17 protein-coding genes are annotated in these 17,215 nt (G+C 41.7%); 12 read left to right on the top strand and 5 right to left on the bottom strand.

Annotated elements, in window-relative coordinates; all coding sequences use genetic code 11:
• The first annotated feature begins 50 nt into the window (after positions 1 to 50).
• The 8 genes from P2W71_RS23155 to P2W71_RS23120 all read left to right on the top strand — a co-directional run bounded on the left by P2W71_RS23155 (position 51) and on the right by P2W71_RS23120 (position 8,971).
• Positions 51 to 1,337 (top strand): mandelate racemase/muconate lactonizing enzyme family protein, encoded by a 1,287-nt coding sequence (locus P2W71_RS23155; RefSeq protein WP_276373787.1) that lies wholly within the window; start codon positions 51 to 53, stop codon positions 1,335 to 1,337.
• Between the two features lie 246 nt (positions 1,338 to 1,583).
• A complete protein-coding gene (locus P2W71_RS23150) occupies positions 1,584 to 3,314 on the top strand; it encodes a GMC family oxidoreductase (RefSeq protein ID WP_276373786.1) in 1,731 nt (576 codons plus the stop codon).
• Between the two features lie 9 nt (positions 3,315 to 3,323).
• Complete coding sequence (locus tag P2W71_RS23145) at positions 3,324 to 3,899, top strand: gluconate 2-dehydrogenase subunit 3 family protein (protein ID WP_276373785.1); 576 nt, start codon at positions 3,324 to 3,326, stop codon at positions 3,897 to 3,899.
• Between the two features lie 323 nt (positions 3,900 to 4,222).
• Positions 4,223 to 5,590 carry a glycoside hydrolase family 88 protein gene (locus tag P2W71_RS23140; RefSeq protein ID WP_276373784.1) on the top strand — a complete coding sequence of 456 codons (1,368 nt, stop codon included), beginning with the start codon at positions 4,223 to 4,225 and terminating at the stop codon, positions 5,588 to 5,590.
• 66 nt (positions 5,591 to 5,656) lie between these two features.
• Complete coding sequence (locus tag P2W71_RS23135) at positions 5,657 to 7,102, top strand: NADH:flavin oxidoreductase (RefSeq protein ID WP_276373783.1); 1,446 nt, start codon at positions 5,657 to 5,659, stop codon at positions 7,100 to 7,102.
• Between the two features lies 1 nt (position 7,103).
• Positions 7,104 to 7,871: a 3-ketoacyl-ACP reductase gene (locus tag P2W71_RS23130; protein ID WP_276373782.1), complete on the top strand. Its 768-nt coding sequence runs from the start codon at positions 7,104 to 7,106 to the stop codon at positions 7,869 to 7,871.
• Between the two features lie 150 nt (positions 7,872 to 8,021).
• Positions 8,022 to 8,399 carry a hypothetical protein gene (locus P2W71_RS23125; protein WP_276373781.1) on the top strand — a complete coding sequence of 126 codons (378 nt, stop codon included), beginning with the start codon at positions 8,022 to 8,024 and terminating at the stop codon, positions 8,397 to 8,399.
• A 65-nt stretch (positions 8,400 to 8,464) separates the two neighbouring features.
• The gene (locus P2W71_RS23120; protein WP_276373780.1) at positions 8,465 to 8,971 is read left to right on the top strand and encodes a lipocalin-like domain-containing protein; all 507 of its coding nucleotides are present in this window, start codon (positions 8,465 to 8,467) and stop codon (positions 8,969 to 8,971) included.
• A gap of 5 nt (positions 8,972 to 8,976) precedes the next feature.
• On the opposite strand, the gene P2W71_RS23115 is transcribed toward P2W71_RS23120, so the two are convergent.
• On the bottom strand, positions 8,977 to 9,819 hold the full coding sequence (locus tag P2W71_RS23115; protein ID WP_276373778.1) for a transporter substrate-binding domain-containing protein: 843 nt from the start codon (positions 9,817 to 9,819) through the stop codon (positions 8,977 to 8,979).
• Positions 9,820 to 10,068: 249 nt separating this feature from the next.
• Between P2W71_RS23115 and P2W71_RS23110 the strand changes: the two genes are divergently transcribed.
• From P2W71_RS23110 to P2W71_RS23100, 3 genes are all read left to right on the top strand, one after another.
• Positions 10,069 to 10,194, top strand: a complete 126-nt coding sequence (locus tag P2W71_RS23110) for a hypothetical protein (protein ID WP_276373777.1) — start codon at positions 10,069 to 10,071, stop codon at positions 10,192 to 10,194.
• A gap of 486 nt (positions 10,195 to 10,680) precedes the next feature.
• On the top strand, positions 10,681 to 11,730 hold the full coding sequence (locus P2W71_RS23105) for a WG repeat-containing protein (protein ID WP_276373776.1): 1,050 nt from the start codon (positions 10,681 to 10,683) through the stop codon (positions 11,728 to 11,730).
• A 126-nt stretch (positions 11,731 to 11,856) separates the two neighbouring features.
• Complete coding sequence (locus P2W71_RS23100) at positions 11,857 to 12,711, top strand: alpha/beta hydrolase (RefSeq protein ID WP_276373775.1); 855 nt, start codon at positions 11,857 to 11,859, stop codon at positions 12,709 to 12,711.
• 68 nt (positions 12,712 to 12,779) lie between these two features.
• On the opposite strand, the gene moeB is transcribed toward P2W71_RS23100, so the two are convergent.
• The 4 genes from moeB to P2W71_RS23080 are packed head-to-tail and all read right to left on the bottom strand — an operon-like array spanning position 12,780 to position 16,107.
• Entirely contained in the window at positions 12,780 to 13,940 is a 1,161-nt protein-coding gene (gene moeB, locus P2W71_RS23095; protein WP_276373774.1) for a molybdopterin-synthase adenylyltransferase MoeB, read from the bottom strand.
• 10 nt (positions 13,941 to 13,950) lie between these two features.
• Complete coding sequence (locus P2W71_RS23090; RefSeq protein ID WP_276373773.1) at positions 13,951 to 14,235, bottom strand: MoaD/ThiS family protein; 285 nt, start codon at positions 14,233 to 14,235, stop codon at positions 13,951 to 13,953.
• A complete protein-coding gene (locus P2W71_RS23085) occupies positions 14,201 to 14,683 on the bottom strand; it encodes a M67 family metallopeptidase (RefSeq protein WP_276373772.1) in 483 nt (160 codons plus the stop codon). The genes P2W71_RS23090 and P2W71_RS23085 overlap by 35 nt, the downstream gene beginning before the upstream one ends.
• 26 nt (positions 14,684 to 14,709) lie before the next feature.
• Complete coding sequence (locus tag P2W71_RS23080; RefSeq protein ID WP_276373771.1) at positions 14,710 to 16,107, bottom strand: polysaccharide biosynthesis protein; 1,398 nt, start codon at positions 16,105 to 16,107, stop codon at positions 14,710 to 14,712.
• Between the two features lie 254 nt (positions 16,108 to 16,361).
• Between P2W71_RS23080 and P2W71_RS23075 the strand changes: the two genes are divergently transcribed.
• The gene (locus P2W71_RS23075; protein ID WP_276373770.1) at positions 16,362 to 17,180 is read left to right on the top strand and encodes a sialate O-acetylesterase; all 819 of its coding nucleotides are present in this window, start codon (positions 16,362 to 16,364) and stop codon (positions 17,178 to 17,180) included.
• The last annotated feature ends 35 nt before the right edge of the window (positions 17,181 to 17,215 follow it).

Raw genomic sequence — 17,215 nt, 5'->3', positions numbered from 1 at the left:
GGACATTTATAAACCCATAAACATTCTTAATTCTAATCCTCCCAATTCCAATGATTAACTCAAATTCACGACGATCCTTCATAAAGAAAGGTGCGCTTGCCGCGGGACTTTTTGCTCCACTCGCTGCTACCTATGGAAACGGCCTGGAAAATGCGCTTGAAAAGTCGCCGAAGATGTTATCGAAACCAGCCGATCTTAAGATCACTGAGATCAAGTGTGGCTACATTCGCAATGGTCATAGCTTGTTCGTTAAAGTTTATACCAATCAAGATATCTGGGGATCCGGTGAAGGCGTAGATGCTGTGCCCGGCACCTATCATCTTGTTAAAATGTTTGAAGCAAGAATAAAAGGTAAAAGTCCATTGAATGTTCACAGATTATTTGAAGACATCAGACGTTCAGGATTTTTTGAAGGTGCTCAATCGGGTATGTTTGTTTCTGTCTTAACAGCGGTCGAAACTGCTTTGTGGGATCTGGCAGGGAAGGCCCTCAACCTCCCGGTCTATCAATTACTTGGCGGAAAGTTCCGCGATAAAGTCCGGGTATATTGTGATACGGCACTCTATCAAAATAATTTACCAACACCGAAAGACTTTGCTGACAGCGCCCTTGAAGCAAAGAAACTGGGATTCAATGCTATCAAATTCGACTTGGATCAGTTTAATGATCCGGCAAAATATGACCGCTACAACTGGACGGCTAGTCCCGGGGAATTGCAGCGCATGGTTGATCAGGTAACAGCTGCACGCGAAGCTGTTGGTCCTAACATCGATATTTGTTGTGATATGCATGGACGTTATGATTTTCCAACGGCCCAGCAAGTTGCCAAGCGATTAGAGCATTTGAATTTAATGTGGTTGGAAGAACCGATTCCGGCGGAGAATGTTGAAGCCTATAAATTGATCACCGAGTCTACCAGTACGCCTATCTGCGCCGGCGAAAATCATTATCTCGCACATGGTTTTAGAAGAATGTTGGAGATCGGTGCCGTGGATATCATAATGCCGGACTTGCAGAAAGCCGGCGGTATCGGTGAAGGTCAGCGTATCGCTAATCTTTCCAACTTATATTATGTACCTTTTGCACCTCATATGGTTGCTTCTTTCCTGGGAGCCATGGCGGCGGCTCATGTTTGCGCTTCTGTTCCTAACTTTATGATATTGGAATGGCAAATTTATTTTCACACCAATCCTATGTTTAAGGAAATTGTGAAATACGATGGGCCTATGGTTGAAAATAGTTTCATAACAGTTTCAGAAAAACCGGGCATTGGTGTTGAGATCAACGAAGAAGGAATGAAGAAGTATGCCACGCCAGGCGTTCCTTTCTTCGTTTAAAATTGAATTCAAGATTCTACTTTAAGATCAAACGCAAAGAGGTTCGCAATGTAAAACTTGCGAACTTCTTTCTTTTCTATATTACCCGTAAAATTCAATAGTTCTTTATTTAAAGCGACGGATTGCCGGCCAAAATCATTTCGAAAACCAGGTGTAGGTTTACGACATTTTTTGACTTTTCTTTTCCATAGGAGGCTAAATAACTTTTCGAAGGATCCCTTACATTTACGATGCAACAACAACGAAATGAAAGATTCGATTGATTCAGCAAATGCTCCAAACATCGTCGGAGATGCTAGCAAAGCAAATAGCTTCGATGCTATTGTTATTGGTTCAGGGATGAGCGGCGGATGGGCCGCGAAAGAATTTTGTGAAAAAGGTTTGAAGACACTTGTGTTGGAACGCGGCCGAAATGTAGAACACATTAAAGATTATCCAACGGCTACAAAAGAATCATGGGAGCTGCCGCACCGTGGAAGATTGCCTTTGAAAATAGAACAAGAAAATCCCATCGTAAGCAAGTGTTATGCATTTGGAGAAGCAACTGAACATTTTTTTGTAAAGGATAATGAACATCCCTATGTGCAGGTAAAACCTTTTGATTGGATCAAAGGATATCAGGTAGGAGGTAAGTCTTTGTTATGGGCCCGGATGACTCAGCGCTGGAGTGAATTTGATTTTGAATCTAACGCCCAAGATGGTCATGGAGTAGATTGGCCAATTCGTTATAAAGATCTTGCCCCATGGTATTCGTATGTCGAGAAATTTATTGGTGTAAGCGGAAACCGTGACGGACTTTATCAGATCCCGGATGGTGAATTTTTGCCTCCCATGGAATTGAATTGCGTGGAGAAACATTTTCAGGAAACCGTAAACAAAACTTTTCCCGGCCGTAATGTCGTAATATCTCGGACCACCAACCTTACACAAAAACACAATGGACGAGGGCCTTGTCAATACCGAAGTCTTTGTCACCGGGGATGTCCGTTTGGCGGATATTTTAGTTCTAATTCTGCCACCCTCCCAGCAGCGACTGCTACAGGCAACATGACGTTAAGGCCATTCTCGGTTGTTCATTCTATTATTTATGACGAACAAAAAGGGCGTGCAACCGGAGTTCGCGTTATTGATTCCAACACGAAAGAAGAGATGGAATTTTATGCGAAAGTGATTTTTGTTAATGCCGGTACCCTCAATACAACCTTGATTTTATTGAACTCAACTTCATCCCGATTTCCAAATGGATTAGGGAATGATAGCGGCGTGTTAGGTCATTACCTCATGGACCATAACTATCGGGCTAGAGCATACGGGGAATACGAAGGATTTGAAGATATGTATTACTATGGTCGTAAACCTGGCGGTTGGTATCTCCCTCGGTTCAGAAACCTCGGGAAAGATAAACAAGACAATTTTCTGCGAGGATACTCATTTTCCGGTGGTGCTTCCAGAAGAAGAGGAAATGTAGGGGAGAACGACGAACCCCTCGGTGCTGCCTTTAAGGAAAAACTTACTGAGGTCGGACCCTGGACGATGGGCGTTACGGGCATGGGCGAACACCTTCCTTACTTTGAAAACCATGTTCGTTTAAGCAAAGACAAAAAGGATCAGTGGGGTATGCCGTTGCTTGAGATTGACAGCGAAAACAAGCAGAACGAAGAAAATATGGTGAAGGATATTCTGCAAACTGCTTCTGAGATGCTTGAAGCTGCTGGATTTAAGAATATAAAACAAACCGATTCTAACCAGCCACTTGGACTCGCTATTCACGAAATGGGAACTGCCAGGATGGGCAAGGATCCTAAAACGTCTATGTTAAATGGCATTAATCAGATGCATGCCGTAAAAAATGTTTTTGTTTCCGACGGTGCGTGCATGACCTCTACGGCGTGCCAGAATCCTTCGCTTACATATATGGCTTTAACAGCTAGGGCGGTTGATAGTGCCATCAACGAATTGAATAAGCAAAATATTTAAGCAAAAGATATGAACAGAAGAGAAGCTATATCGGCTGTTGGTTTTTTAGTTGGCGGTACGGTCATTGGGGCACAGGCATTTCTCACTGGGTGCAGTAGTAAACCTGAAGGGCCATCATCCACAGGCTTGCTTACGAATGATCAAATTTCTTTTATGAACGAAGTAGGTGAAACCATCCTGCCAACAACACCTTCGTCACCAGGAGCTAAAGAGGCTAAAGTTGGTGAGTTCATGGATATTATGCTGAAGGATTGTTATAGTCCAGCAGACCAGAAAATTTTCATGGATGGTATTGCTACGCTGGACAAAGCGAGCGAATCAAAATATGACAAGAGCTTTGTAAAACTGAAGCCGGAAGAAAAACATGAATTGCTGCTGACCGTAGATGCTGAAGCTTCAAAGTATAAAGACAGTAAAAAGACCGACGATCCTGAAAATCACTATTATTCAATGATGAAGCAACTCACCCTGCTCGGATATTTTACGTCCGAAATCGGCGCCACAAAAGCATTAAACCACGTGGCAGTTCCAGGGCATTATGAAGCCTGTGTTCCTTTGAAACCAGGTCAAAAAGCGTGGAGCTAAAACATTTTTTTGTAAACCGCAGCCCACTAAGATTTAAGACTAGCAGACCTCAGCTGCGCAGATAAAATCTTACGTACCCTACTAAACCCGTTACCCTCGCCGCTTCAACAGTCTTATCGTTGGTAACCTTGGGATCGAGCCGAACTCCAACACTTCGAACCTCAACACCCCAACACTCCTTCGTCCGACAGCCCAGGTTTGCCTCTATTCATCATTATATTATCTTGCCACGTTTAAAACTTGAGTGAACCTGAAAGGGGGCAGAAACACCTAAACACCTAAACACCTAAACACTTAACTACCTAAACACTTAACTTCTATCGATGAAGATTGATTCACAATTAAAACTTAGTCAGCTCTCATCCACCATCAGCCGGTTTTGGGAATTATCCGGGGAGAAGATATTGGCGATTGAAAGAAATTTTGATGCGAACCGAGGTGCACCAGTATTTACAGTCGATGGAAAATATTCAACACGGGGCTGGACTGAATGGACTCAGGGATTTCAATATGGATCTTCACTTCTTCAATTTGATGCTACAGGCGACAAACAATTCTTGGAGATCGGACGGAAAAACACGGTAAAACGAATGGCTCCGCATCTCACACACGAAGGTGTGCATGATCATGGATTCAACAACATTAGTACGTATGGAAATCTGCTGAGGTTAATGAAGGAAGGCAAGATCGATCACGACGAGCACGAAAGAAATTTTTATGAGCTCGCCTTGAAAGTGAGTGGTGCCGTCCAGGCCATGCGTTGGACTTCCATTAAGGACGGTGGATTTATCTATTCATTCAATGGACCACAATCTTTATTTGTGGATACTGTACGTTCTTGTCGGATACTGCTTGCAAGCCATGCGTTAGGACATGTGTTGCAGGGGGAAAACGATAAAAAGATAAATTTGCTTGAAAGGGCAGTTCAGCACTTATTGGCTACCAGTACCTATTCAGTATTTTACGGCGAAGGAAGAGATGCATACGACGTTCGCGGCCGCACAGCGCACGAGTGTATTTTTAACGTCAACGATGGAAACTATAGGTGTCCTAATTCGCAGCAAGGGTATAGCGGATTTACAACATGGACCCGCGGACTGGCCTGGGCGATTTGTGGGTTCGCAGAATCGTTAGAATACTTCGAAGGAATGGAAGCTGAGGCGTTCAAGTTGGTGATTGACAAAAATGACCTGATGAAAAAATTATTGAAGGCAGCCCGGGCAACGGCCGACTACTTTATTGAACAATCTGCGACCGACGGGATACCATACTGGGATACAGGTGCTCCAGGGCTATTAAGGTTAGGTGATTACTTAACTAGGGCATCCAATCCTTACAATGATTATGAACCCGTCGACAGTTCTGCGGCTGCCATCGCTGCACAAGGCTTATTGCGTCTTGGTAATTATTTGAAGGCAAAGGACGAAAGCGCAGCATCACAATATACACAAGCAGGATTAACAGTTGCAAAAGCCTTGCTATCAGATCAGTATTTATCGCATTCAAAGGATCATGAAGGATTGATTTTGCATTCCGTTTATCATCGACCCAATGGCTGGGATAATATTCCCAAAGGTTATAAAGTTCCGTGCAATGAATCGAGTATGTGGGGCGATTACCACGCGCGTGAACTAATGCTATACCTGTCACGTCAAATTAAGAATGAATTGTACTACGTTTTTTATAAATAAACATTTTACGTACCGGGTACACGCATGTTTAAGACAGTGTGTACCTTGGTATGGTACCTTTTCCAGATGAGCACTAAACACAAACCGAAATTCAAACGCATTGCCCAGCTTAAAACAGCTCCGGATTTTCGTGAGTATCTTAAAAGCATCGATGTAAACTTATCATTCGACGAAACATTGCTTCCGCCAGATCAAACACCTTATAAGAACTCTTTTCTTTTGAAGTCTGGACGAAATATTGGCAACCGTTTTTGCATTTTACCTATGGAAGGGTGGGATGGCACCACCGATGGAAGACCTTCGGAGTATACTAAGCGTCGCTGGAAAAATTTTGCGATCAGTGGTGCAAAATTATTGTGGGGTTGTGAAGCTGTTGCAGTGAGGCACAATGGCAGAGCAAATCCTAATCAGCTTTTGATGGATGCTTCAAGATTGGATGAATACAAGAGGTTGTACGATGATTTAATTACACAGCATCAGGAGAAATTTGGAAAAACAGACGACCTCGTCATTGGATTGCAGTTGACCCACAGCGGTCGGTTTTGCAAGCCTAATGACCAGAAAAAAATGGAACCGCAGATTTTATATCACCACCCGATACTAAATAAGAAATTCGGCTTGCCTGACGATTATCCACACATGACAGACGATGACATCGACAGGCTTGTCGAAGACTTTGTAAAAGCTGCTGTGCTTACAAAAAAAGCCGGCTATCATTTCGTGGATCTCAAACATTGTCATGGATATCTCGGTCATGAATTTTTAAGTGCCCGGACGCGAGAAGGCAAGTATGGCGGAAGTTTTGAAAACCGTACAAGGTTTCTCACGTCTATAGTTGCGGGTATCCGGTCAGAAGCGCCAGGCTTAGAAATTGGTGTTCGTTTTAGTGCATTCGACTGGATACCATTTGTTCCAAATGAGGAGTATGTAGGTATTCCTGCTACTTTTCAGGGCGATTATCCCTATGCCTTTGGCGGTAGTGTCACCGGTACTGGTCAAGATCTAACCGAGACGTATAAGTTTTTAAAGTTGTTGGAGTCGCTGAATATTGAACTGGTTTGTATTACGGCAGGCAGTCCGTACTATAATCCCCATATACAAAGACCTGCGCTTTTTCCGCCGTCCGATGGGTACCAACCCCCTGAGGATCCACTCGCAGGTGTAGCCAGGCAGTTGCAGGTAACGGCACAGATAAAGAAAGATTTTCCCGGACTCGCAATTGTGGGCTCTGCCTATTCTTATCTGCAAGAATGGCTTCCGCATGTAGGACAACATGTATTGAATAATAATATGGCCGATTTTATTGGACTGGGAAGAATGGTTCTTTCATATCCAGAGTTGCCTGAAGATATCTTAGCTAACCAACATCTTAAACGAGACAAGGTCTGTCGTACGTTTTCTGATTGCACTACGGCACCCAGGAATGGTATGATTTCAGGATGTTTTCCCTTGGATCCTTTTTATAAAGCGTTGCCGGAAGCCATTCGATTGAAGGAGATCAAAAAAGAATAATATGAGCAAGTCCGCATTAATTACCGGAGGTAGCAGAGGCATCGGCCTGGGAATTGCAGAAGCGCTGGGGAAGCATGGGTATAACCTTGCTATTAATGGCGTTCGGGAGGAAGAGGAAGTTCAGGATCAACTGAATCATTTACGACAGTATGCCGAAGTCATTTATTGCCAGGGAAACATTGGCGACTTAAATGATCACAAGGCCATGATTGAAAAAGCATTGTTTCATTTTAAAACTATCGACCTTTTAGTGAATAATGCAGGCGTCGCACCAAAAACCAGAAAAGATATTCTTGACCTCGACGAAGAAAGTTATGATCGTTTAATGGATATTAATTTGAAAGGCACTTTTTTTCTTACGCAGCAGGTAGCACAACACATGCTAACGCAAACAAACAAACCGAAAGAATCACGTCCCTGTATCATTACCATTACATCAATGTCTGCGGAAGTCGCGTCGATAAACAGAGCAGAATATTGCATGTCAAAAGCAGCGCTGAGCATGATGACAAAATTGTTTGCAACCCGGTTAGCAGCGGTGGATATTCCGGTTTACGAAGTAAGACCTGGGATTATAGAAACCGATATGACGAGTGGTGTTAAGGAGAAATATGATAAACTCATTCAAGAAGGATTAACCCTGCAGAAACGTTGGGGTACACCTGCTGACATAGGAAAGATTGTGGCCACACTTGCTCTTGGCGAAATTCCTTATGCAACGGGGCAGATAATTACTGCCGATGGTGGATTGACAATACAAAGACTGTAATCCTGGGACGCATCAATACTTTAGATGCAGGCATCAGCAAAGGAATTATCTGAATTTGCTGAATCGACAAACTTTTTTTGTTGTGTTTTAGGATAAGGTCCAACCAGATAACAATGGTTGGTGTCTAATGCATAAAAATCAAGAACACTCATGAAAAAGTTAGCCATTATTCCGTTGCTGATCATACTGCATGCCTGCGACAATGGTGATCCCAGTGTTGAGCCAGGCGTACTAAAAGTGCGAATACAAAATGCGACATCTCATACACTTGAAAATATATCCGTAAATACATCAGGGGGTATTCATATCTATTCCAAACTTGAGCCGTGGCATATTTCTCCGGATGCGGAATACGATTTCGCATATTCCTACGCCAATATTAGTTTTACTATAAGATCTAAAGTGTTCACCTTCCAACCTATTGACTTCTTTGGCGAAGACCGCTATGAAGAAGGTTTACTGATCTACAGGATTGAAATAACCGATTTCGATAAAGGACAGTTTTCTATTGAGGCAATTCACAAGTAGGTTTTATCAGCGATATTTGTTTCCAGCATCTGTTGTGCGACATTTAGAAAAGACTTTACTATATCATGCAGTTCCTATTACATTCTCTTTTTGCCTTTGCTTTAATACTCAGTTCCTGTTTTACATACGGCCAAAACAGTTCCCGGAAAAAAGTTAATAAGAATAACGGAAATCCATTAATTGGCACCTGGCAACTTATTGAGTTTGCCAACAAAGACTCTTTGGGTAATTGGATATATCCTTTTGGTAATTATCCCAAAGGATTTGTTACCTATACCAAAAGCAAGATTTTCAATATCAACATGTCATCCGAGACACCAATGGTGATTACGGAAGAAGAGTCAAAAACTAGACCCATCACATTGGACGAATTTCTATGGAAATATTCTTTTGGATATTTTGGCACCTATGCCGTTGACTTTAAGAACTCGGTTGTGACCCATGAAGTAAAAGGTGGCACGATGCCTTGGTTTGTGGGTACAGATCAGCAGCGGCCGTTTATTTTAAAGGGCGATACGTTAATCATCGGAGATAACAAAACATGGAAACGCGTTTTGATTAAAGCAGATTAACGACCTTATTTAACGAGGCTCATAAAGGTCGCGCCCAGGTTTTCTGAAATAATTTTTCGATAGCCGACGCTGCTTCGATACTCCGGGGTTAGGAATTCTTTTAGAGGAACATCCCAGTCGGTTTGTTTGGACATGATAAATCCTAATTCTTCGACAACACCAACGTCTACCATTTGCCGCTTAATTGGAAGTTTCTTGTAAACAACATCGACGAATTCAGTGAAGTCAATGATTGTAAATAGCTTTGGGTTGTTCATGAGATTCTTGATGATCGCCGGCCCGCTTACTTCTTGTGCGATTGTCAGCGCTGGCATATAATCGGTCTTTATTTTTTCAACATACTGCACATGCGTACTACCTGCAATGACTTGAGCCGTAAACCCGGAAAATTTTGTTGGAAGTTCCTTTAAGCTTGTGATAGAAGGTGCTTTATTACTGGTGAGCATTACTTGCCGGTTAGACATATATGGAGGTGAAAACTTCAATGTCTTTTTTCTCTCGTCAGTAATAGTAGTGTTGGTTACCCCGAGAATGCTCGGGGTATTTTGTGCTGTTAACAAAAATTCAGAGAATACGGGAATTTCCGCAGCGTACTTTATGGTTAGCGTTTTCCCATACTTCTCTTTGAGATATTTTGTAAAGTCTGTGAGGATATCGACACAAACCCCTTTCATTTTGCCATCTTTGTCTTTGTGGATCAGGCCAAACTGCTCACTATAGATGATAGTCATTACACCTGACCCGGAGTTTTTGATATCGGCCCAGCTATCGCCCTGAAATTTCTGAGAAAATGTGAGGTGAGCAGAAAGCGTGAGTGCAATGAAGAGGAAGAATTTCAAAAAAAGCATTGCGTGTTTTTATTACTAAGATAAAGGAAATCCATCCATATTCTGAATCGTTGGTTACACTGACTCCCGGACGTATTCATGGGCTTTGGAAATCCGGTGTAAGTTTTGGGCCACCTTGGCTATTATTAATCATAACTTCAAAATGGAAGGAGGGACCCTGTCAAGGCAATAAAGGTTGCTCGCGCGTTGTCTTGGGAAGCCGCGGGATTTTTTCACGTCATATTAAACTATGATCACAAAAAATTACATATGGCAGTTAATAAAAAAGTAGCCTGTAAGAGATGGGAGATGGGCTCGGGGCAATCACAGCGTCTGCAGGGCCGTGCTTACCATGTTCACTGGTACGGAATTGGCCTTGTAGCGAAAGAACAATAAATTATAAAAACGCCTCAACCCTTGGATTGAATTGTCGTTAGCATTCATTAAAAAAAGCTAAAGGCCCAGAATCAAGCAAAATTGCACGATGATTTACAAACCTGGGCCATTAATCCTTCCGACCGTCTTGAATGTTCGGAAAGAGCGGGAAATAAATTATAGAATTATTGACACTGACCCAGTGCAACCCAAATAATGATAAAGACGATAATGGTTCCAAAACAGCCACCGCCTAATTTTTTTGCGCCGTATCCGGCAATCAGCCCTCTTAATAAATTATTCATTCGTTGATTTTTTTTAACTTTTATTCACCAACTTAAACAACGTATGAACAAAAGGTTCTTACCAAAACAAAAAATAAATTAGAATTCAGGACTTACCTCTAACAAATCAAATCAAAAAAACTGCTGAAATTATCCATCAACCGAATCATATTTAAACCAACATCAACACTTCAAACCTTAACACTTCAACATTTTGATAAACATGAAAAAGAGAATTTTATTAGGCTATGCATTAGTGTTCTTTTGTACTTCTGCATTTTCGCAAACTTATTTAACACAGGTCAAACCTGTCGACAGTAAAAAATGGGGCTACATTAATGAAAAGGGCGAACAAGTAATCGCGCCACAATTCGAGAAGTGCCATAAATTCTCAAAAGATGGGTTGGCACCAATCTATGATACAAAAAGCCGCCAGTATTACTTCATCAACACAAAGGGCGAAAAACTGGAAACAGAAGTTAAGGATTTTAAATTAATTGACCGGTTTGGTTTTGACCTGGAAGGTTTTAACGATGGAATGATTCCGATTCGTCAAGGAGAAAAATGGGGTTATCTGAACAGTCAAGGTAAACTAGCGATTCCTGCAAAGTACGATCACGTCACAGGATTTAACAGTGGCCATGCCGTTGCAACATTGAATAAAAACTTTATTGTTCTCAATACCAAAGGTGAAGAGTCGCCTGTTGAAAGTTCCGTCATTGATGTTAAGGAATTCACTGAAGACCTGGCGCCCTATCGCGCTGCCGATAAAACGTTCGGATATATAAACGGCAACGGTAAAATCGCAATCAAGGCGAAATTCGAAAGTACAGGTTATTTTGTCGGTGGTTTAGCGTGGGCAAAGTCCGCTGACAACCAGGTAGGATTCATTGACAAGAACGGTGAATGGGTGATACAACCTCAGTTCACTGCTGCCAAAGAATTTGATCCTTCAACCGGTTTAGCCCGGGTTAAAAAGGGCGACACATGGGGATATGTAAATAAAAGCGGCGAATTCATCAATGTTAAGGATACGGATCTTTGGAGTGATTTTTCAGAAGGACTGGCCGAAGGACGTAAAGGAGGAAAAGTTGGATTTTACAATGCACAGGGTGAATGGGTAATCCAACCCCAGTTTGACGGCTCACGCGCTTTTAAGAATGGTTACGCTGCGGTAAAGAAAGGAGACAAGTGGGGAATGATTGACAAAAGTGGTAAGATGGTGATCGAGCCATCCTACGACAGAATAATGGATATGGAGATGGTGAAATAACCTGTGATAGGTAACTTTTGACTGGTATCGTACAGCAAAAAATCTCACCTTGTGGAGATCACGTTTAAGTTCTGAAATGGGAGTAAACTCATTTCAGAACTTATGTTGTGAATAAATACCATTTAAATGAAGTTCCAATCAGGCACATCTTTAGTTTTCATTTGCCTTTTATTGTTAGCGTCATCTGGTTGTGCGTTCAAAAGCGTAAGAAAATCTCAAAACATAGTCTATCGCGATCCGGGGTTATCCCCAAAAAAAAATAAACTGAACGTCTTTGCCCCAAGGAAAAGCACAAGCCTTAAAAGCGTTTTTATGTTTATACATGGTGGCAACTGGAATTCCGGAAAGAAGTCGCTTTACAATTTTCTTGGAAGGCGAATGGCAAGGAAAGATGTCGTGGTCGTCATTATTGATTATCCATTAAGCCCGCAGGTGACTTACAACGGCATGGCCACTGCTGTGTCAAAAGCCGTTCGTTGGATAAAGCAAAACATCGAAAAATATGGCGGGAACCCGGAGAAGATATTTGTATCTGGTCATTCAGCCGGAGGTCACCTCGCTGCTCTTGTAGCCGTGAGGAAGGAATACATGGATTCCCTGGGATATCCTAATGCCATAAAGGGAGCCATCCTCATTGACGCCGCCGGACTGAACATGTATGGGTATCTTCAAGAGGAAAAACTTCCTCCGGATCATACTTATTTTAAAACTTTCACGACAGATCCTGATGCCTGGAAGGCAGCATCCCCGCTGTATCATTTACATGCAGGCATGCCTCCGATGCTAATTTATGTGGGAGAAGAGACACGTTCTTCCATCATCGATAGCAACGAAAAATTTATTCTCGCCTTAAAAGAATTTGTTCCTGAGCCAAACTTTAAGATACTCAAGGGTAAGAAGCATGTTCCAATGATCACCCAATTTTTCAATTCACGAAATCCCCACTATAAGGAGATTATTGAATTTATGAAATCAAATTAAACGCTGTAGTCAGTAATAAGATTAATAACGATCGTTGTGTTCCGTTTTTTTAATTATCAACAGCGCAATTAATACTTCGTTAATTCCGGATCTACCTCGTCAATCCATCCAAAAATACCCGCCTTAAGATTGTATAGATTGGTGAATCCAAATTTATCTTCCAGTTCCCGAATAGCTTTGGCGCTTCTGCCGCCGGTCTTGCAGTGAATAACAACTTTTTTCGTTCTATCAATTTTCTCCGCATGCTTTGACACAACACCCAGCGGAATAAGTTCTGCGCCAAGGTTAACAATGTCATATTCGTGAGGCTCGCGCACATCAATCAATTGGAAATCTTCCCCCCGCACTTGCCAATCATAAAGTTCTTTGACCGATATTTCTTTTATAGCCCTTTCTACTGTTTTTACGCTGCAAAATTCTTCGTAGTCGATAAGTTCTTTTATGGTAGGATTCACACCGTTTAATGGATTGTTGGGATTCCGTTTCAGGTTGAATGTTCTTGATTCGAAATTTAGTGCATCAAAAATATAAAACCGACCGCTCAAAATTTCGCCGACCCCTGTGATTACTTTGATCACTTCAAGGGCCTGTAAGCTTCCAATGATTCCGGGAAGAACACCCAGCACGCCGCCTTCTGCACAGCTGGGTACAAGCCCCGGAGGGGGAGGAGTAGCATATAAATCACGATAGTTCGGTCCCAATTCACCTTTGCTGTTTCGATAATTAAAAACTGAAACCTGTCCTTCAAATTGAAAAATGGAAGCGTAGACGTTGGGCTTGTTCAACAACACACAGGCGTCGTTAACCAGATATCGTGTTGGGAAGTTATCCGTTCCATCAGCTACGACATCATACTTTTTAATGAGCTCCAATGCATTTTTGGATGTGAATTGTACGTTGTGTACCTCAATGTTAATAAATGGATTCAAGGATTGAAGACGTTGCCGGGCTGCTTCAGCTTTTGATTTCCCAACGTCGTGGACACCGAACAAAACTTGCCGTTGCAGGTTGCTGTCATCTACTACATCAAAGTCAACAATACCAATGGTACCGACGCCAGCCGCTGCAAGATACAGCAATACCGGGCTTCCCAAGCCACCTGAACCAATAACGAGTACTTTGGCAGCTTTTAATTTTTTCTGAGCATCGAGTCCGAATTCCTTAATAATGATATGACGGTTATACCGGGCAAGCTCCTCTTTTGAAAATTGAATATTTTCGTGGTTCATACTAATAAAGTCAAATCCTATAAGCACCGCCGGCAATCGCAGGAACAATGCTGACAGTGCTGTTCTCTTTAATTACGGTTTGCTCCTGCTGTAAGTTCCGTATGTCGTCATCGTCTACAAAGATATTAATGAACGAGGGGACTTTACCGTTTGCATCCAGTAAATGTTTTTTCAACTCGGGAAAATCATTTGTCAGGTGATGGATCATTTCTGAAATTGATGAAGCCTGGATAGCAAGTTTGGAATTGTTGTTTGTGAATTTACGCAGCGGTGTTGGGATAATTACGGTAGCCATTAATATGTTGATTGATATTGTTAGTACTCATTAAAAAATCTTCATCGAATTGGAAGGAGTCGTTCAGGCTCCACGAGCGAATTGAAGTTACCTTCTTATCGGTGACAGAAAGAATCAAATACGAAAAATATGGCTGGGCGGCCAGCCGGTCTTGCTCAGAAGGGATAGCCGGACAGTTGGGGTGTGAATGATAAACTCCCAATAATTGGAGATTGTTTACATCTGCAAAACGTTCGGCCTTTAAATAATCTTTTGAAGCTATTTGGAAAGCATCTTTTTTATCAGCGGCAATGTTGTCTACAGGTATTATTCTTGTGATCGTTCGCACAAATTTATCTTCATGGCCAAGCAAGAAGCCACAAACTTCGTCGGTGTTATACGCCGCAGCACTTTCAAGTTGTTCAATTATGGCACGATCGAGAAATAATATCAATTTATTTTGACTCATGTTTCATCCTTCAAAAAGGTATCCGATTAGCTTCCTTTTAACTTCTCCACCTGGTTATAATATACTGTACCCTCAAGCGATTCAAATAGCATTGGAATGATGGCGCCATAATCAGAAACTTTTGCTTTTTCAATATCAAGGTATTTTTGTTGTAGTCCCCAATTAAGGATGTCAACAGTGTCTTTTTTATTGACCTTCGTTAACGCATCTCTTACCATTTCTTTCAAACCCTGGACAAGCATCTCTTTTGATTCTTTTTCACCTGATGCGCGTTCGATTCGGCAAAGTGCTTTTTCGATCACAACCTTTGAACTCGGGCAGATGTGAGATATAACAATGTCGCCCTCACTGTTAACCGTACGCGATTTATTTTCGTAGACATTGATAAGCAGGTTGAGTTCGCTTGGATCAGACCAATCCATCTGTCCCCTAAAAAATTTTTCAGTGTATCCCAATGGATTACCGATGAAGACAACCGGAATATTCCTGCATGATTTTTTTATATAATACAACGCTACCTCCAGGCTTTCAACCGGCCATTCAAGATTTTTTACCAGTAAAAAATTGCATTGATCGGGTGAAGCGTATAGTAATGCGTTCAACAGTAGACTAGCAGCTTCCTTTTTATTTTGAGCGGTCACATACTTCCCTGGGCTATGAACTCTGACATATTTATCGCATTCACTAGCTCGTTTAAGTTCTTCATTCATCAAGCTGTTATCGAGCATGTGTGTAAATCTTACCATGCTATATTTAACACGCCCTTCCCGCGCATACAGGTCAAGAACGTACTCGCACATTTTTTTAGTCCCGGCGTATACTTCCTCCGTGAAATAACGGCTTGCTTTTCCCGTTGACGAAAACACACATTGCCGGACGGAGCCCGTATATTCGCAAGCTTTTACGATGTTGAGTGTACCAATTACGTTGGTTGTGACAGTTTCCGCTATATGCGATTCTGCATACCCAGGGTCGCGTTGTGCGGCGGTATGAAAGACAAAGTCAGGTTTGTATGCAGTGAAAGTATCATGCACAGTTTCTGCATCGCGGATATCGCCATGAACAACAGTAACCGAATGGTCGGATTCAATGTGATAAGGTGTGTTGTCGTTCTTATCCAAAACTATGATCCTAGCAACGTCAAACTTTACCAATTCATTAACAAGGTTTGAACCTACGCAACCAAGTCCGCCAGTAACGAGACAAACACTACCCTTTAACAGCGCATTAATTTTATGAAAAGGTTGGCTAAGCTCTCGCTCACGTGTCGAGGCAAAAGGATCTTGCCCGATTCTTCCCTGTGAATCGTATATGTGGATTAACTCCTGGGTTAACAGGTTCAGGTTGTGGTAGGAATCCGGAATGTGAAAGTTTGGCGATAGATCCCAAATCTTTTTATAGATCACTTCATATGGAGTCTCCATTTCTATAATAAAAAGTTAGGATTCGATATGTTGCACAACTATAGACAAAGCCAAAAAGAATTTATACAATTCTTCATTTTTTGAAAGCCATAATCAAGAACAAAAATCACGAATTCGCAAGACTTTGGGCGTCATCAAATTCTTTTAATAGCCGCCAGGTAAGTTTTTGGACGTTTTTTAACATTTTAATGAATACTTGTTGGGCCCAATATCTATCTTTCACACCTCGAAAAGCAAAAAAACGGTGTCCGACCATGCATAGTATTTTAGTATCAGTGAGTTTAATATTGTTGTGCCTAACGGTATCAGGTCAGGATGATAGGACACGCTATTTTCCCCGTCAAGTTGAGATTCCAAAGAAGCTTCCCAAGAAAAAAAATGTTTGGATTTTTATTATGGCGGGCCAATCAAATATGGCCGGTCGGGGAGTAGTGGAACCGCAAGACACAATTCCTAACAGTCGGATTCTTACCATCGATAGCAATAATAAAATTATCATGGCAAAAGAACCGTTGCATTTTTACGAGCCCAATTTAACAGGGCTGGATTGTGGATATGCATTTGCCAATCAGTTGGTGAAAAATATCGATGAATCAATTACAGTTTTACTATTACCTGTAGCCGTTGGCGGTAGTTCTTCGCAGCAATGGCTTGGTGACTCTCTTCACCGAAATGTTAAGTTATTAAGCAACTTTAAAAATCGTGTTGACATCATCAAGAAGTACGGTACAATAAAAGGAATTTTATGGCACCAGGGTGAAAGTGACACGCAAAGTTCGCTTATCGCGGATTATGGTGAAAGGTTGAAACAGCTGTTTGCCACATTTAGAAATTATGTGGGCAATCCTGTGGTTCCCATTTTAATCGGTGAGCTTGGGTCGTACTCTGAAAATCAGACCAATTGGGCCTTAATAAATAAGGAGATTCATAAATATGCAGTGGCAGATAAAAATGCATTTGTTATCAATACGCAAGATCTAAAATCGAAAGACGACAAGATTCATTTTAATTCAGAAGGACAAAGAATCATGGGCGAACGTATGGCAAAGAAGTTTTTGGAAATCAATCACTAGTGTTCTAGGTGTTTAAGTGTTTAGGTGTTTATGTT

The organism is Chryseolinea sp. H1M3-3 (assembly GCF_029360725.1).
In the GTDB taxonomy this organism is placed as follows: domain Bacteria; phylum Bacteroidota; class Bacteroidia; order Cytophagales; family Cyclobacteriaceae; genus Chryseolinea.
The sequence above is the reverse complement of the archived record's forward strand: the minus strand, read 5'-3'. Positions and strand labels throughout refer to the sequence as shown.

What these genes read in the sequence shown, in the direction of transcription:
- P2W71_RS23100 (WP_276373775.1), top strand. Translation starts at nt 11,857, where the DNA reads ATGAAGTTCCAATCAGGCACATCTTTAGTTTTCATTTGCCTTTTATTG.
- P2W71_RS23145 (WP_276373785.1), top strand. Translation starts at nt 3,324, where the DNA reads ATGAACAGAAGAGAAGCTATATCGGCTGTTGGTTTTTTAGTTGGCGGT.
- P2W71_RS23135 (WP_276373783.1), top strand. Translation starts at nt 5,657, where the DNA reads ATGAGCACTAAACACAAACCGAAATTCAAACGCATTGCCCAGCTTAAA.
- P2W71_RS23130 (WP_276373782.1), top strand. Translation starts at nt 7,104, where the DNA reads ATGAGCAAGTCCGCATTAATTACCGGAGGTAGCAGAGGCATCGGCCTG.
- P2W71_RS23155 (WP_276373787.1), top strand. Translation starts at nt 51, where the DNA reads ATGATTAACTCAAATTCACGACGATCCTTCATAAAGAAAGGTGCGCTT.
- P2W71_RS23085 (WP_276373772.1), bottom strand. Translation starts at nt 14,683, where the DNA reads ATGAGTCAAAATAAATTGATATTATTTCTCGATCGTGCCATAATTGAA.
- P2W71_RS23140 (WP_276373784.1), top strand. Translation starts at nt 4,223, where the DNA reads ATGAAGATTGATTCACAATTAAAACTTAGTCAGCTCTCATCCACCATC.
- P2W71_RS23110 (WP_276373777.1), top strand. Translation starts at nt 10,069, where the DNA reads ATGGCAGTTAATAAAAAAGTAGCCTGTAAGAGATGGGAGATGGGCTCG.
- P2W71_RS23115 (WP_276373778.1), bottom strand. Translation starts at nt 9,819, where the DNA reads ATGCTTTTTTTGAAATTCTTCCTCTTCATTGCACTCACGCTTTCTGCT.
- P2W71_RS23125 (WP_276373781.1), top strand. Translation starts at nt 8,022, where the DNA reads ATGAAAAAGTTAGCCATTATTCCGTTGCTGATCATACTGCATGCCTGC.
- P2W71_RS23090 (WP_276373773.1), bottom strand. Translation starts at nt 14,235, where the DNA reads ATGGCTACCGTAATTATCCCAACACCGCTGCGTAAATTCACAAACAAC.
- moeB (WP_276373774.1), bottom strand. Translation starts at nt 13,940, where the DNA reads ATGAACCACGAAAATATTCAATTTTCAAAAGAGGAGCTTGCCCGGTAT.
- P2W71_RS23150 (WP_276373786.1), top strand. Translation starts at nt 1,584, where the DNA reads ATGAAAGATTCGATTGATTCAGCAAATGCTCCAAACATCGTCGGAGAT.
- P2W71_RS23120 (WP_276373780.1), top strand. Translation starts at nt 8,465, where the DNA reads ATGCAGTTCCTATTACATTCTCTTTTTGCCTTTGCTTTAATACTCAGT.
- P2W71_RS23080 (WP_276373771.1), bottom strand. Translation starts at nt 16,107, where the DNA reads ATGGAGACTCCATATGAAGTGATCTATAAAAAGATTTGGGATCTATCG.
- P2W71_RS23075 (WP_276373770.1), top strand. Translation starts at nt 16,362, where the DNA reads ATGCATAGTATTTTAGTATCAGTGAGTTTAATATTGTTGTGCCTAACG.
- P2W71_RS23105 (WP_276373776.1), top strand. Translation starts at nt 10,681, where the DNA reads ATGAAAAAGAGAATTTTATTAGGCTATGCATTAGTGTTCTTTTGTACT.